We start from the raw sequence: 16,021 nt of genomic DNA, 5'->3' as shown, positions 1-16,021 counted from the left end.
ATTGAGCGCACCGGCATCAAACTACTCTTTGCTCCAACACATCTAAAGAAATGCTTAAATTGTCTTTTCGCCTCCTATGAGGAGATTACCTATATTACAAAAGTGTCAGAGTCCCCGCTCGGTTTCTCTCTTGATTTTGTACCGCCAAATTTTTAATATATTTTTAAGTTTTGACTCGTCATGTCTTTAAACAACACCCCATTTTATTCTTCGGCTCTTGAGTATGCAATTGACCGGCATCCGCTAATTGTGGCGGCGCAAACGCCGGTTTCTGATGTTTTGACACTGATGAGCCAGGTAAGAAGTGCCTGTCCTCTCCCTGATGCTAATTCTGGGGTAGAGGAACCGATTGCAGCGGAAATTCGGGCCAGTTGTGTATTAGTCAGGGAAGGCCCATCTGTAGCGATGTGCTGTCAGTTAGATGAAACTTCTGCTGCGGAGATCCGAGGGATTTTTACGGAACGGGATATTGTCCGCCTCACAGCGGCAGATATTGATTTAAAAAGCATTACCGTCGGGGATGTAATGACAAGAACCCTGATTACGGTGCGACAATCTGATGCTCATGGAATTTTCACTGCCCTTTCACTTTTTCGTCAGCACCGGATTCGTCATTTGCCGGTGGTTGATAATCAAGGGAAACTATTAGGAGTTGTGACACCGGAAACGGTACGCAAAGCTTTACAACCGGCTAATATTTTAACACATTTACGGTCGGTTAAAGACGTGATGAGCCATTCAGTTATTCACGCTACCAGAGAAAAATCGGTGTTAGATTTGGCGAAATTAATGGCGGAACACCGAGTTAGTTGTGTGGTGATTACGGACGTGATTTGGGAAGCTACTACCTCTCATAAAAAAGAAATTCTTAAGCCGGTGGGGATTGTTACAGAACGCGATATCGTTCAATTCCAAGCCCTTGATTTAGACTTAGGAGGGATGAAAGCTGAAGATGTGATGAGTTATCCTTTATTTTGTTTAAAATTAACCGATTCTTTGTGGTATGCCCATCAAGAAATGCAGCACCGGCACGTTCGTAGAATGGTGGTAACAAATGCCGATTGCCATTTGTTAGGTATTGTTTCGCAAACCAGTTTATTGCAAGCTTTAGATCCCAATGAAATGTATGGAATTATTGAAGTTTTGCAGCAAGCTGTGGATGAACGAACAAAAGAGTTAAAAACTGCTAATGAACAATTACAAAAGGAAATTATAGAACGCCGGCGAGCCGAATATGCCCTACAACAAGCCCATGATGATTTACAAAAACAAGTTGAAGAACGCACGGCGGAATTAAAGGCGGCAAATGATATGTTAGTTCAGGATATTGCTGAACGCACGCGAGTAGAAATGGCTTTGAGACAGTCGGAGGGTCAATTGCGTAAACAAGCGCAACAGCTTACTCAAGCTTTGCACGAGTTGCAGCAAACTCAATCCCAATTGATTCAAGCTGAAAAAATGTCGTCTTTGGGGCAGTTGGTGGCTGGAATTGCTCACGAAATTAATAATCCCGTTAATTTTATTTATGGCAATTTATCTTATGCCGGTCAATATATCGAAGATTTGCTGACGCTGCTAGAAACTTATCAGAAAACTTATCCAGATGCTACGCCTGAAATTCACCAGCAGTCTGAGGATATTGATTTGAATTTTTTGGTGGTGGATTTACCTAAGTTGCTGAATTCTATGCAAATAGGCGCAGAAAGAATTAGGCAAATAGTTGTTTCTTTACGCAATTTTTCCCGTCTGGATGAGGCAGAAAAGAAAAAAGTTGATCTTCACGAAGGAATTGATAGCACTTTGCTGATTTTAGATCATCGGGTGAAGGGTAAAGGCAAAACTTCGCCCATTAAAATCATCAAAAATTATGGAGTATTACCGCCCGTGGAATGTTATGCCGGCACTCTTAATCAAGTGTTTATGAACATTCTTAGCAATGCCATTGATGCTTTAGACTTAAATTTGAAAGATAAGGAAAATGGCCCAGAAAAACTTATTATGATTCAAACTGAACTCACTCAAGAAAACTGGGTGGCTGTGCGAATTTCTGATAATGGAATGGGAATGCCTACTCATGTTCAGCAACATTTATTTGAGCCATTTTTCACAACAAAGCCGGTGGGAAAAGGCACCGGTTTGGGTTTATCGATTAGCTATCAAATTGTGGTAGAAAAACACGGGGGGAGATTACATTGTAACTCTAAAGCCGGTGAAGGAACAGAGTTTATTATCGAAATTCCTATCAAACAACAAAAACATAAAACTAAATTTTTATAAAAAAGAAAGGTTTGGACGAAAATAACTGTAGCGGTTTTCAGTTGTCTGAAGTACATCAACCGTTTCTAAAAACTTAGTACCTTTAAGATGCCGGTTTTTTGCCCTACCGCCAAACGCTATAAACTCAACTTGCTAGTTTCCCTTGGCTAGAAAAATAATAACCCCCCTAAACGCATGGCTTAGGGGGGTAAGTTTAATATAGAGTTTCAGAATATGGAGCATGCGAGAATCGAACTCGCGTCCAAATGAGGTATTGACCTCCCGTTCATTCACAGGCTTAGCCTTTCTAATCCTCAAGGCGGGAACCATTCCTTATCCCGAATGATGGGATGCAGTGGTTAAATCTTAGCTAGTAAGCAACCAGAGAAACCTTACTAGAGCATCCGTTGGGGGTTTGTCTATAGTCCTTAACGGAGTCACACTATAGACGCTCGGACCTTTTTTAGGGGCTATTAGGCAGCAACGGTGGCGGCCTTACGAGCGAAAGGAACTACATTGTTCGCATTTACTTTTTTTTGAGCCCGGTATTTTCGAGAGAAGACTCACTCTCGGCCTGAATCACAAGACAGCTTTCGCTCACCTGTCGAAACCTTTAATGCCCCTTGTGTTCTTCTCCTATTATAATCAAAGATTACCCTGTGTAGACAAGTTTGAAAAAAAATTTGGTAGTAAAAACCGAAATTGTTGGGGCGGTCAGCCGTCATTATTTGTCAGGGGGCCGGTAATCACCAGTGGCGCATCTGTCCCAGATGCTTTTGGCGCAATAATCGCAGGCAGGATGCCTGCGCCACTGGGACAGTTCACCGGCCTAAAACCTTTGACCCACACCAAACTGTAACCGGCCTTCGCCTTGGTCATTAATGCCATAATCAGCGCGAATCACGCCTATGGGTGTATTTAACCGCACACCGGCCCCATAACCAAACCCAATCCCAGGCTTATCGCGCACTACCCCAGGCTCTCCTGGCACCGTTTCCTGTGACCCTAAATCCGAGCCAAAATCCGCAAACAAAACGCCCGTCACCGGCTGCCAAATTGGTACGCGATACTCTGCGGAGGCTACCACATAACTGCGTGCGGTTCCTAACTCTCCATTCCGATATCCGCGCACCGAGTTCGGGCCACCCAAATTATAAGCCTCATAGGGCGGCAAATCTCCTATGGTTGTCCCCCCTTGCACATTAAAGGCAAACACATCGCTTTTACCATTATTCTGCACAAAGCCCACCGGCACATACTGAGTGTAACTGCCCTCAAGTTGGTTCATCAAAATATTACCCTGACCCACCGGCACCGATTGTTTTGTCCCCACACTTACCAGCGATCCAGATGTGGGATTTATAGGATTATCTCGGCGGTCTCTAGTTAAAGAAGCCGACACTGTTGTTAAATCATCAATGCCGGTGCCACTTAAACTTAAAGAATTCCCCAAGGAATCGGTCGGTGTCAGTTCCCCATCTGCATCTCGAATACTTGTCCGCTGATAATTTACCCCCACCGAAGCTTGCCAGTCTCCCACCGGCCTCGAAAGCGTTACACCACCGCCAAATTGCCCTTCTCTGGCTCGATCTCCGTTCGCTAATTTCACCTCATCATCAAACGTTAAAGACACTACTCGATTGCGAAACGCATTCACGCTATATCCCCACCGATTCGGATTACTTTCGCGGTAAGGATCGCCAAACTTGGCATCAAATTGTAAATCCCGTGTATTGCCTTGAACATTCAACCCTAGCTTTTGATTTGCCCCACCCAAATTATTATCTTGATAGCTAATTGTACCCACCACTCCTGTTGAGGCATTATACCCCAAACCGCCATTAATTGCGCGGGCCGGTGCTTCGGTTAAGTTATAGGTAATATTAACTTTTCTGGCATCGCCATCCAGAGAAATTGTTGCATTTTCAAAAAGGCCGGTTTTGTAAAGACGCATTAAATCTTCTTGGGCTTTATCGCGGCTAAAAATATCGCCAGAAGCCATTTTTAACTCGCCTTTAATAAAATCTTGGCGGGTTCTGCCTTGCACCGGCTCGCCATTTTCAGCAGTTAATTTTCCATCGCGGTCTATAAATTTAATGTTGATATCTCCTACTACCCCTTCTGCCACTTCTACGATTAATTTTCCGTCGCGGCTGGGCTGCAAAAATACTACCTGAGCAAGATCATAGTTATTTTGCTTGTACCATTCATTAATTTTATCCCCAGCAATTTTTAACGCCGCTGGACTTACGGGTAATCCAATTTGGTCTTTAAAAATCTCATTCACCACAGGCAAAGTTAAAACTTTGGCATTATTCAGATCAAGCGATTTCAGCAAAACTGGCTGGACTTGATAAACCACATCTAAACCCGCCGAATTGGGTTGAGAAATAACTGTAGCATTGGCAAAAAGGCCGGTGGATAAAATGGCTTCTACATCTTTTTGTAATTGAGTTTGCGACGTATCACCACCGGCCCGCGTTTTAATTAAATTCGTGATAATTTGCTGTAATTCTTGGTTCGCTCCCAAAATTTGTACTTTGGTGGCCGTTACAGCTAAATCATCCGTTACCGGCACTGCGGTTGCTGGCATTACGGGAATAACTGTAGGGGCATTTGGGGAAATTTCGGCAGCAGCGCTAACTTGTGTATAATTAAAGGCTGAAACGGCTGCCAAGGTGTAAAGTAAGACGGCTTTTTTACGCATGATAAAATCCTGATCTCGATTGGCTAAGACCTGGTAAAATTAATCAGTTTAGGAAGATTGCTTTTTCTTTGAAAGATTGACAGCAAGAAATCTAACAATGTTCCTTACAATTACAGTCACCGATTAAAATCGGTGCCTAAACGAATAAAACCCCTTCGGGGTTAATAGGGTTGCCGTTAGCGGAGCGTGGCGAAGCACCATTGTTATGTGGGGTTAGGATGGTTAGGATTTTTGTTAAAATTTCCCAACCCCGAAGGGGGTTTTATTCATGTAGTCGCTCTTTAACCGGAGACTTACTAATTACCAAAGGAGGAAAAAGGTTGAAACTGCTTTGTTTAAGTAATGGTCATGGAGAGGATGCTATTGCCGTCCGAATTTTGCGGCAGTTGCAGGGGTTGTCTTCTTCTCCTCAATTGGCGGTTTTGCCGCTGGTGGGAGAGGGTTATGCTTACCGGCAATTAGATGAGGTGGAAGTGATCGGGCCGGTGAAACAAATGCCTTCTGGCGGCTTTATTTATATGGATGGCCGGCAGTTATGGCAAGATGTGCAGGGGGGGTTATTACAATTAACTTTCAGGCAGTTTAAAACAATTCAGGCATGGGGGAAAGAAGGGGGGATAATATTAGCTGTGGGGGATATCGTGCCGTTGTTGTTTGCTTGGTTGAGTGGTGCAAATTATATGTTTGTGGGAACGGCCAAGTCTGAGTATTATTTGCAGGATGAGTCTGGCCCCCTGCCGCGTAAGACTTGGTTTGAAAAATTCGAGGCGTGGTGGGGGTCGGTTTATTTGCCTTGGGAACGCTGGTTAATGAAGTCGCCTCGCTGTAAGGGGGTGTTCCCCAGAGATTCTTTGACGGCAAAACAATTAGAAAAGTTTGCCATTCCTGCTTATGATTTGGGTAATCCGATGATGGATGATTTGGAGGTAGAAAAATCGGCTGTTTTTTATGATGTAGATGTGGAATTTGCCGAACTGACGCGGCCTTTGGTGGTGGTTTTGTTGCCTGGATCGCGGGAACCAGAAGCCTATCGAAATTGGCAGAAAATATTGATTTCTGTGGCGGGTTTGTGTGACAAATTTGCGGAAAAAAATCTGGTGTTTTTGGTGCCGGTGGCAACAAGTTTGAATGTGGATGTTTTAAGTGAGGAGTTGAGGGGGGCCGGTTGGCAAGAAAATGAAAAGGTGGGAGTGTTAAAAAGTGATGAATTGGCAATAGAGTTTTGTTGGAAAAATGCCAGGGTGGTTTTGTCGCAAAAAGCTTTTGGGGAGTGTTTGCAAAAAGCAGATATGGGGGTGGCAATGGCAGGAACTGCGACAGAACAATTGGTTGGTTTAGGCAAGCCGGTGTTTACGTTTGCGGGGGTAGGGCCGCAATTTACAGCCGCGTTTGCGGAGGCGCAAAGTCGTTTGCTGGGGCCGTCGGTAATTTTGTTAGAAAATCCGCAGGAAATAGGGGAGGCGGTTGGTAAGTTGTTGCGAGATCCTGATCGGCTTGTTTTAATTAATAAAAATGGCCGGCAGCGGATGGGGGAGGCCGGTGCTGCGCGGCGTATTGCTGAATGTTTAATACAAAAATCGTTAACGTAGTTTTGATAGGAGTTCGCGGAAGTCTTGCCGAAACTCAACTACCAAGTAGGCAAAGCCCACCGGTTATTTTGGGTACGTTAAGGCCGGTGGCTTTGGGGCCGGGTTTATCAATGTTAAAAGTGAGGGGCTAAGAGGTCTAGGAACCTGCCCCTAACTAATGTTTGACTAAAACTCCGGGTTCTCGTTGCACCGGCACCACATTTAAAGTATCCATTTCGATGCAATATTTTAAATCTTCGTGACAGTCAAGACGCAATAAACGCTGTCCGTGACTGGCGTGGTGCATGAGTTGTAAGAGGTCTTTTTCCCAATGTTTAAATAGGGTGTAGGCGGCAATCATTTCGTCATTGCCGGCCAGTTCGCCAATAGAGAGGCCGGTGGCGGTTAATAGACCATCGGTAATGGCGCCGGCGCAGGCGGTGTCTTCCATAGAGAAACTACCTTCCCATCCCGAACCAACGATCCAAATATTTTGGGGTTGTTTGGCGACGATATAGTTAACGACGGCTTGGCGGTTGATGAAGGCACCGGCTAAAACTATGGCGGCGTCTTGGACGCGCTGTAGTGCTCTCGTGCCGTTGGTGGTGCTGATAAATAACCGGCGTCCGCCCATGAGTTCGGGGGTGCAGTCAAGGGGCGAGTTACCTAAGTCGCATCCTGCTACTTTTGCGCCGCCTCTCTCGCCTGCCCGTAGGCGTTTTTCTGCCGGCCATTCTTCGCTGATGAACATCAGTTTATCCATGTCGCTGAAGACTTGGACGGCTTCGGCACCAGCGTTGAGAGCGGTTGCAATTGTAGAGGTGGCCCTGAGAACGTCAACTGCGATGGCGCAGTCGGGGACAAGGCCGGTGGGGGTTAGTTCGGGGGTGTGGTAAACAAATAGCTTCACAGCTTGGCTTCTACCTGCTTTGACTACTGCGGAAATTTTATTCTAACCTTCATTGTCCATTGTTATTCTTTATGGTTCTTATCGTTATCATTGAAAAAGTCAGGGGTTTTACCCGTCTTGGCCGGGTGTTGGACATTGATCGGATGAATATCACAGCCATCCTTAACCCCACGCCTACCCGTCGCCCAGAAGAGGAAAGGTTGAAAACTGCCTTTGCCTAGAGCCTTCTTGGTGGCTTTAAAAGGGGTAATTTTTACTTTTCCTCGTCCTATAGTTGGTGGGCTGGGCGAGAGGTTGGAGAATTTTAATACTTACAAATGGTGGTATTTATTGAGGATCAACAATTGACCCCATAAATAAGATTGTGCCGGTTTTGTTATCGCGGATGACACTGAAGAAGGGCCGATCAACGACCATTTCAAAGGGTTCTGAACGTGCGGGGGCGCTGGTGGTACGAATTCCTACACCGGTGACGGCGGCGGCTTCGGTGCCTTCTTCGTTGACTTCTACAAATGTTTTATGTTTGACTTCATCAATGTTGGCTTTAACGTTGCTCATTCCAGAAAAATCTGCTTGTTGCCGGTTAAAGGCCGGTGCCATTCCTAATGCTTTGAGGGCTTCGTTTAAGCTGATGTCGTATTCTAATTTAAACCGGGGCAAACTAATAGAACCTTGCCGGGATCTAAATTGTTTCATCCATTGTTCCCAGGTTTGGGCGTTGAGGCTGTTATAAAACGAGTCGAGGCTTTTTCCGCTTTTTGGCAAAAACACATAAAAACTCATTTGACCGTTGCCATAGGGCAAGCTAATGGCTTGAAATTGATCGTTTTCGAGGTATTGATATCGGTCAGATTGCGACATCAGGGGGTGTTGTTTTTTGCTGCCATTAAGTAGGGTGAAGGGGCGATTTTTGGTGGCTTCTTTGGCAAAGGGTTCTGACCAATTTCCTTTAAAATAAATGGCGTTGATCAGCCAGAGAATTTGGTCTGGTTGAAGTTGATCCACAATCTCGGTGATTTTGCCGTTGGTTTGCTTTTTGACCCAGTTGTTAATGGTGCCAACAGAGGCTGGATCGCTAAAGTTTAGTTTGCTGATTTCGGCATCGTAGTATTGTTGATTTTTTTGGATAAAATCGGGGTTAAGGGTGACTTGTTGGTTTGCCCACAGGGAGTTAGCAATGGCAAGTTTGATTTGCGGATCGGCGGTGGTGAGGGCTTGCTTGAGGAGGAGGTTACTTTTGTTTATTTCTTCTAGGGTTAAGCCTTGTAATTCTAAGGCTTTTGTCATGGCTTTTTGGGTTTCGCCGCTACTGCCATTATAGGCCATTGTTAGGGCCATTGCGACGGAAGAAGGCGAGATAAAAACGTTTTTGCTGGCTTGTTTTTTTTGAATTTGGGAAAATAGTTTAAAGCCAAAACGGGTATTAGCTGCTACCAATTTTTGGTTAATTTCTTCGCCAGCGGTGTTATTGGTAACTGCCATAGGGGTAGGGGTGGTGGCTGGGGAGGTGGTTCCTGGTTGCTGTGTGCAAGACATAATGACTAAACTAAGAGCAAGCAGGCCGGTGAGGGTGGCAATTGAGGCTTTTATTTTAAGAGAAAATTGAGTGATCATAGGTTTGCTGGTGGACGTTTTCCACCGAATAATGCGATTTCAAATACCTTCAAAAAACAATCTACATCCCTAAATCCTAAATTCCGTAACCAATGACATTGAATTTCTACGGAGGAGAGGATATTGGCTGCTTTGTCTGGCCGGTGGTAGTATTCTTTGGCAAGTTCGTCTCTTGACTTTTTATTGCCTTGGGTTTGGTGGAAAGCATACAAAGAATCAATAAACGTTTCATCGCTGATTTTTTCTACCCAAGCTGTGGCTGAGGCGACGTGCTCAAGGTTTAAAAAGATTCCGCCTGGTTTAAGTAATTCAAAAATTTGCTGATAGATTTTTTGTTTGGTTTCATCGGGGTAATGGTGAATGGCAAACCCGGAAACAATGACATCAAATGGGGCTTTTTTTTGAACGCTTTGTAACCAGGCTGTTTCGCCAAAGTCTTGAAGAATAAATGTTGCTTGCGATGCCTTTTCTCCGATTTTGTTTTTGGCGGCTTCTAGCATCGGTTGAGAAAAATCTAAAAATACTCCTTGCGAGTCTGGATACTGAGATAAAATCGACCGGCCCAAGATTCCATCCCCGCATCCTAAATCAAGAAAATTAGTTACTTGGGGGCTGGCTTGTTGAATAATTTTTAGGAGAAAATAAATTTGTTCGTTTGCTAAAGGAATCGCACCCCGAATGTTTTCTAAAAAGGTTTTTGTTAATTCGGCAGTTTTCCAAATTTCAACCTCGTTCATTTTCTTTTGCCTTTAAAGTAATGAGGGTAACTTCTGGGGGACAAAACAACCTTCCGGGGGCATAAGTTCCTAGACCGCGATTTACATAAAGTTGGTTCCCCCCTAGTTGATGATAACCGGCTGCCCATTCCCAATGCTCAACAATTTTATAACAATTGCCTCGCATATAAGGAATCCAACGCCGCAGAGATGGGGGAATTTTGCGGCGAATTGGTTTAATATAGGCGGGTAAGGGGCCGAGAATTGGTATGATAACTTGTCCGCCGTGTGTGTGACCCGAAAGTTGCAAATCTACTCGCCATTGTTGCAGGGGTTTTGCACTATCTGGGTTGTGGGATAAAACAATTCGTGGAAGAAAGGGATCTAAGGTTTGCATTAAGGGTTTGGGGTTAAATTCTCCTGACCAAAAATCTGCTAGTCCTACTAAGATTAAATCTGGGCCCAAGGGGTAGGCAATTTGGTTCCAAAGTACGTTAATTCCTACGTTGGTTAAGCCTTGGGTAATTTCGGAGATAGAGTGAGGAAATTTCCGGTCGTGGTTGCCTAATACTGCATATATACCTTTTTTACTTTCTAATTGTTTGAGATGAAATGCCAGTTTGTGAATTGGATCGGGTTCTCTTGTAACATAGTCGCCGGTGAGCAATATTAAGTCTGGTTCTGCTTGGTTGGTGGTATCAATTGCTTTTTGTAAAAGGCTGTCTGATAAGCGTTTTCCATCATAATGAAAGTCGGTTAAATGGACGATTTTTGTGTTTTGTAGGCGCGCCGGTAGGTTGACAATTTCAATGGTTAGTTTTTCTAGTTTTAAGGGGCCGGTTCTTAGGGGTTTCATAGGGGGAAGGTGTTGTGAGTTTTTAAGGATCTTATAGTGTTTTTCTACGGACTCCAGAGACACCCGGTTTATTTAAGAAAGCTGCTTTTTAGAAACTGTCTCTACACTTTATAAAAGAAAAAAATCTAGTTCATTATTATCCCTAAAAAATTTTACATCCTCCTATTCTGCTTGCCAAATTTTGACGCTATAATCCCAACTCCCGCTTGCTAATTTTGTTCCATCTGGACTAAAGGCGAGGGAAGTCACCGGCCCGGAATGCCATTTTAAGGTATGCAATAATTGGCCGTTTTCTAAATTCCAAAGTTTCACGCTTGTATCCCTACTTCCGCTTGCCAAAATTTCTCCATTTGGGCTTATGGCGATGGCTTGAACCCAGCCAGTCGGGTGATTTAAAGAGTAAATTTCTGTCTGTTTATTCAAGTCCCAAAGTTTAATGGTTTTATCTTCACTTCCACTGGCTAATTTTTGACTGTCTGGAGTAAAAGCCAAGGAACGCACAGCGGCTTTATGGCCGTTGAAGCTATGAATTAAGTTGCCGGTTTTTAAATCCCATAATTTGATGATATTATCGTCAAATCCTCCCCCACTGGCTAATATTTTTCCATCGGGACTAATGGCGAGGGATTCTATATAGCCGGTGTGGCCGGTAAGGGTTCCCATTTGGATGCCGGTGTTTAAATTCCAGAGTTTAATAATATTATCAAAACTGCCACTGGCTAATATTTGTCCGTCTGGACTAATTGCAACAGAAATAACATAGCCGGTGTGGCCAGTTAAGGTGGTTTTTAGGGTGCCGGTTCCGAGTTCCCAAAGTCGCAAGGTGTTGTCTAAACTGCCACTGACTAAGGTTTTGCCATCGGGACTTATGGCAACGCAGCTTATCCAGCCGGTATGTGCTAAAAGTGTGCCGACTATGTTGCCGGTGTTTAAATGCCAAACTTTGATACTTTTGTCATAACTGCAACTGGCAAGAGTTTTATTATCTGGGCTGATGGCAACTCCTATGACATAATTTGTATGACCGGCCAACGTATGAATACACCGCCATGTTTTCTGTTTTCCATTCCCAGGTACTTGGATTTTTGTAATCGCAGAATTAATCGGCATCCAAGCTAAATCTGCCAAAACTGCCTCGGCTGATTGATATCTTTCGCTAACAATATCAGGCAATAACTTATCAATTACTTTGCCCAAACGTTCGCTAACAAAATTCCCGATTTTCATTAAAGCTTCCCGCCACAACCATTTGCCATTGATAGGGTTATAAAGTTCATCAGGTTGGGTGTTTGTTAACAGGTGAATGCAAGTTACCCCTAAGCTATAAAGATCGCTGGCAGGATACGCTTTTCCACCGCGTAATTGTTCGATAGGCGCATAACCTTCTGTGCCTATTTTGGTGCCGGTTTTTACTAACACACTGCCGGTTAAGTTTTTTGCTACGCCAAAATCAATTAAGACAAATTTACCGGCGCTGAGATCCTCCCCCAACCCCGGCGGAAAGAGGGGGGGAGAAAGACTGTTTTCTGCTTCTAAAAAAAGGCTATGGGGACTCGACTGGTTCTCCCCTGTTAAAGAAGACTTAGGGGTGATCTGGGCGGAAACTCGACGACGAATAATATTTTCTGGTTTAATATCGCGGTGAATCACACCGGCAGAGTGAATATACTTCAAAACCGGCAATAAATCTAACAATAATTCTTCTATTTCTTCCCCACTAAAGGCACCGCGTTGTTCCAATTCTTCTAACAAATTTTGTCCATTGATAAATTCTTGAACTAAATATAACCGGCCTTCTTGTTCCAAATCTGCAAATAACGTAGGAATTTGCGGGTGGTTTCCCAACTGCAACAACTGTCGCGCTTCTTGCGTAAACATTTCTGTTGCTTTCTGCAATAAATTAACATTTTGCTGGACTTGGGAAAGCGGCAAAAATTGCTTAATTACGCAACTTGCATTTAATCTTTCATTATCTTCTGCAATAAACGTTCTGCCAAACCCTCCCTCCCCAATGGGAGAAATAGCCCGGTAGCGATTTTTTAGGAAAAGATTGGAACCACAGGTTTTGCAAAACTGCGTATTATCGGGGTTTTGAGGGTTGCTGCATTCTGGATTTAAACAATAACTAATCATAAATGTAGTTTCTAAGTTCTGCTGACAAAACCCCTAAAAATTCCCCTCCTCTTTCTAATCACCTTTGCCAAACTCGGTTTTTAACGAATCTAAATCAGCACTCGGATCATAGTTAGTTGCTGGTTTTGGTTGCGGTGGCGTTGGTTTGGCGGGAGGGTTAACTTGAGAAAATTGCGTTTTTATTGATTCAAATTCTGCGGCTAAAATAGGATCAATAAGTTTGACTGGTGGGGGTGGTGGGGGTGCCGGTGGAGTTTGGTTTACCGATGCCATTACCACCGTAGGTTTATTATTTTCGCCAGCATTTAATACTTGCAAAACTTCCGCCGCCGATTGATAGCGATCTTTGGCTGCATCTTGCAACATTTTATCTAAAATTTGCCCTAAAATCGGACTCACTACTTTACCTTGTTTGGCTAAAACCTCGCGCCAAATCCAATTTCCCTCAACAGGATCATATAAATCATCGGGCATTTTTGCAGTCAATACAGTAATACAAGTCACGCCTAAACTATAAATATCACTCGCCGGATAAGCTAAACCGCCTCTTAATTGTTCAATAGGCGCAAAACCTTGAGTACCCGCCCGCGTTCCACTGCTTCCTAAATCTGTTCCTACTCCCTGCGACGCCACCCCAAAATCTACTAATACCAAATCGCCCCCAATTCCCTTTGATAAGGCGGGAGTATAAGAGAGGTTTTGTACAGAGTTTTGGGGAATAATTCGCCGTAAAATATTCTCTGGTTTAATATCGCGGTGAACGACGTTTCTCTCATGGATAAACTGGAAAATCGGCAGCAATCCATTTAAAACATTTCGCACTTTTTCTTCTGTAAATGCCCCTTGTTTTTGCAACTCTTGTAACAAATTTTGACCATCGATAAACTCTTGAACTAAATACAATCTTTTATCTTGTTCAAAATAGGCAAATAAATCAGGAATTTGCGGATGTTCGCCAAGTTCAAATAAGCGTTTTGCCTCTCGGCTAAACAATTCGGTAGCTTTTTGTAAGGCTGAAATTTCGGAAAAATGCGGCAAAAATTGCTTAATTGCACAGGGAGAGTTTAGCCGGTCTTCATCTACTCCCAAAAACGTCCTCCCAAACCCGCCTTCTCCCAGAATGCGAAGGGCGCGATACCGTTCTTTTAATAATAATTTAGACCCGCAACTTACACAAAACATCGTTGCGTCTGTGTTTTGAGGATTTACACAATTTGGATTCAAACAATAACTCATAATTTGTCCTTTGTCCTTTGTCGTTTTGTTTTTTGTACGATCACCATTGACCCTTGACCATTGACCATTGACAAATTAGGCAAACCACCTCCAAATTTTAATCGTTTTATCGGAACTTCCGCTAAGGATTGTTTTGCCATCCGGCGCCAAAACTACCACATTAACACCTCCTAAATGCCCCACCAGTGAACCAATTAGCTTGCCGGTTGAGACTTGCCACAGTTTAATCGTATTATCGCTACTCCCACTAATTAAAGTATTGCCTTGCGGGCTAAAAACCACCGAATTTACCATATTGGTATGACCAGTTAAACTGCGTAAAAGCATGGGATTATTTTTGCTAATATCCCAAATTTTAATTGTTTGATCTTTACTCCCACTGGCCAGAATGTTACCATCAGGACTAATCGCAAGAGTGTTAATAGAATTGAAATGTCCCGAAAGGGTACTCAGTAAATCTCCGTTTGCTACATTCCATATATAAATATTATTATCTAAACCACCGCTGGCTACTCTTTCTGCCTTGGGGGAAAAAGTAACACATTTGATCATACCCGACCGGCCAGAAAAAATACGCATCGGCTTAAAATCGTTGCCGGTAAAGCCTTTTGTTAAATCCCAAAGCTTAACGGTTCTATCTTCACTTCCACTTGCCAAAAGCTTACCATCGGCGCTAATTGCTACGGAATTAATATCTCGTAAATGGCCCTTCAGCGTTGCCACTAAAACACCTTTAGATGGATTCCATAACTTAATAGTGCCATCATCGCTACAACTTGCCAGTAATGTTCCATCAGGAGTAAACGCCACAGAATTTACAGCGTTTAAATGCCCAAATAAAGTAGTAAATAACTCCCCTGTATTAATATTCCAAAGTTTAATAGTATCATCTAAACTGCCACTCGCAACCATTAAATTATTAGAACCAATAGCCAGCGAAGTCACCCAAGAAGAATGATTTTTGAGAGTGTGAATGCAACGCCAACCCCGACTCACGGGTTTAGACGCAGAAACAGAAACAGGCGGAAGATAAGACACTCTTTCCCCTGTTTCAATGAGATTTTTTTGCGGAACACCTTTAGAGGCTGAATTCGGTGGTGAACTTACCACCCCCTCGCTTAAATCTGCCAACACTTCAGCCGCCGTCTGGTAGCGGTCGCGTACCATTTCTTGCACCATTTTATCCAAAACTTGACCCAAACGTTCCGTCACAGACCGGCCTTGTTTTGCCAATACATCCCGCCACACCCAACCTTTAAGCGGATCAAAAAGATTATCAGGTTTAACCCGCGTTAAAAGATGCAAACAAGTGACCCCTAAACTATAAATATCACTTGCCGGATAAGCCTTACCGCTTCGCATTTGTTCTAAAGGTGCATAACCTTGAGTACCGATGCGTGTGCCGGTGCGTTCCATTTCAGACCGGCTCAACAACTTCGCCACCCCAAAATCAATCAACATCAACTGACCGTCTCGCGCTCGCCGTAAAATATTAGTCGGTGTAATATCGCGGTGAATCACCCGATGCTCGTGAATAAACTTCAACACCTGCAACATCGACATCAAAACCTGGCGGATCTGCGGTTCGTTAAAAGCACCTTCGTGCAGTTCATCCCACAAAGTATTACCATCTATATATTCTTGTACTAAATATAAGCGGCGATTTTGCTCAAAAAACGCTAATAAAGTCGGGATTTGTCGGTGTTCTCCCAACTCACATAACCGCAACGCCTCTTGATTAAATAATTGAATTGCCTTTTGCAGCGAAGCTTGCGCCCGCGAGTCTGTGCCTTCAATTTTTGGCACAAATTGTTTAATCACACAACGAGTAGACAAACGATCCTCATCTACTGCCAGATAAGTTATACCAAACCCACCTTCTCCGATGGGTTGAATCGCCCGGTAGCGTTCTCTCAGCAACAGTTTTGACCCGCAACTGACACAGCGGAGCGAATTTTCGCGGTTTTTAGGATGCGGACAGGAAGGATTAAGGCAAAAAGTCATAATGGCAGGTGGCAGAAAATA

Annotated in this window: 10 protein-coding genes and 1 other RNA gene; 2 read left to right on the top strand and 9 right to left on the bottom strand. The window is 43.7% G+C overall.

Annotated features, from left to right (window positions below):
- The first annotated feature begins 180 nt into the window (after positions 1-180).
- A complete protein-coding gene (locus tag NG798_RS13740) occupies positions 181-2,277 on the top strand; it encodes a CBS domain-containing protein (protein ID WP_261223736.1) in 2,097 nt (698 codons plus the stop codon).
- A gap of 211 nt (positions 2,278-2,488) precedes the next feature.
- Here the strand turns inward: NG798_RS13740 and ssrA are convergent.
- Both ssrA and NG798_RS13730 read right to left on the bottom strand, forming a co-directional pair.
- Positions 2,489-2,879: a transfer-messenger RNA gene (gene ssrA / locus NG798_RS13735) on the bottom strand.
- A gap of 206 nt (positions 2,880-3,085) precedes the next feature.
- Positions 3,086-4,963, bottom strand: a complete 1,878-nt coding sequence (locus tag NG798_RS13730; protein WP_261223728.1) for a BamA/TamA family outer membrane protein — start codon at positions 4,961-4,963, stop codon at positions 3,086-3,088.
- Between the two features lie 320 nt (positions 4,964-5,283).
- On the opposite strand from NG798_RS13730, the gene NG798_RS13725 reads away from it, so the two are divergent.
- The gene (locus NG798_RS13725) at positions 5,284-6,552 is read left to right on the top strand and encodes a lipid-A-disaccharide synthase-related protein (RefSeq protein WP_261223726.1); all 1,269 of its coding nucleotides are present in this window, start codon (positions 5,284-5,286) and stop codon (positions 6,550-6,552) included.
- A gap of 154 nt (positions 6,553-6,706) precedes the next feature.
- On the opposite strand, the gene NG798_RS13720 is transcribed toward NG798_RS13725, so the two are convergent.
- The 7 genes from NG798_RS13720 to NG798_RS13690 all read right to left on the bottom strand — a co-directional run bounded on the left by NG798_RS13720 (position 6,707) and on the right by NG798_RS13690 (position 16,000).
- Positions 6,707-7,441, bottom strand: coding sequence for a 2-phosphosulfolactate phosphatase family protein (locus tag NG798_RS13720; RefSeq protein WP_261223724.1), 735 nt, complete (start codon positions 7,439-7,441; stop codon positions 6,707-6,709).
- Between the two features lie 327 nt (positions 7,442-7,768).
- Complete coding sequence (locus NG798_RS13715; protein ID WP_261223722.1) at positions 7,769-9,055, bottom strand: serpin family protein; 1,287 nt, start codon at positions 9,053-9,055, stop codon at positions 7,769-7,771.
- The gene (locus NG798_RS13710) at positions 9,052-9,792 is read right to left on the bottom strand and encodes a trans-aconitate 2-methyltransferase (protein WP_261223720.1); all 741 of its coding nucleotides are present in this window, start codon (positions 9,790-9,792) and stop codon (positions 9,052-9,054) included. Before NG798_RS13710 ends, NG798_RS13715 begins: the two co-directional genes overlap by 4 nt.
- Complete coding sequence (locus tag NG798_RS13705; protein ID WP_261223717.1) at positions 9,779-10,627, bottom strand: metallophosphoesterase; 849 nt, start codon at positions 10,625-10,627, stop codon at positions 9,779-9,781. The genes NG798_RS13710 and NG798_RS13705 overlap by 14 nt, the downstream gene beginning before the upstream one ends.
- Before the next feature lie 162 nt (positions 10,628-10,789).
- Positions 10,790-12,760 carry a serine/threonine-protein kinase gene (locus tag NG798_RS13700; RefSeq protein WP_261223714.1) on the bottom strand — a complete coding sequence of 657 codons (1,971 nt, stop codon included), beginning with the start codon at positions 12,758-12,760 and terminating at the stop codon, positions 10,790-10,792.
- 54 nt (positions 12,761-12,814) lie between these two features.
- Complete coding sequence (locus tag NG798_RS13695) at positions 12,815-13,996, bottom strand: serine/threonine-protein kinase (protein ID WP_261223702.1); 1,182 nt, start codon at positions 13,994-13,996, stop codon at positions 12,815-12,817.
- A gap of 75 nt (positions 13,997-14,071) precedes the next feature.
- Positions 14,072-16,000 (bottom strand): serine/threonine-protein kinase, encoded by a 1,929-nt coding sequence (locus NG798_RS13690; protein ID WP_261223700.1) that lies wholly within the window; start codon positions 15,998-16,000, stop codon positions 14,072-14,074.
- Positions 16,001-16,021: the final 21 nt, after the last annotated feature.

It is taken from the genome of Ancylothrix sp. D3o (genome assembly GCF_025370775.1).
Lineage (GTDB): Bacteria > Cyanobacteriota > Cyanobacteriia > Cyanobacteriales > Oscillatoriaceae > Ancylothrix.
The sequence above is the reverse complement of the archived record's forward strand: the minus strand, read 5'-3'. Positions and strand labels throughout refer to the sequence as shown.

What these genes read in the sequence shown, in the direction of transcription:
- NG798_RS13705 (WP_261223717.1), bottom strand. Translation starts at nt 10,627, where the DNA reads ATGAAACCCCTAAGAACCGGCCCCTTAAAACTAGAAAAACTAACCATT.
- NG798_RS13715 (WP_261223722.1), bottom strand. Translation starts at nt 9,055, where the DNA reads ATGATCACTCAATTTTCTCTTAAAATAAAAGCCTCAATTGCCACCCTC.
- NG798_RS13710 (WP_261223720.1), bottom strand. Translation starts at nt 9,792, where the DNA reads ATGAACGAGGTTGAAATTTGGAAAACTGCCGAATTAACAAAAACCTTT.
- NG798_RS13740 (WP_261223736.1), top strand. Translation starts at nt 181, where the DNA reads ATGTCTTTAAACAACACCCCATTTTATTCTTCGGCTCTTGAGTATGCA.
- NG798_RS13690 (WP_261223700.1), bottom strand. Translation starts at nt 16,000, where the DNA reads ATGACTTTTTGCCTTAATCCTTCCTGTCCGCATCCTAAAAACCGCGAA.
- NG798_RS13730 (WP_261223728.1), bottom strand. Translation starts at nt 4,963, where the DNA reads ATGCGTAAAAAAGCCGTCTTACTTTACACCTTGGCAGCCGTTTCAGCC.
- NG798_RS13695 (WP_261223702.1), bottom strand. Translation starts at nt 13,996, where the DNA reads ATGAGTTATTGTTTGAATCCAAATTGTGTAAATCCTCAAAACACAGAC.
- NG798_RS13700 (WP_261223714.1), bottom strand. Translation starts at nt 12,760, where the DNA reads ATGATTAGTTATTGTTTAAATCCAGAATGCAGCAACCCTCAAAACCCC.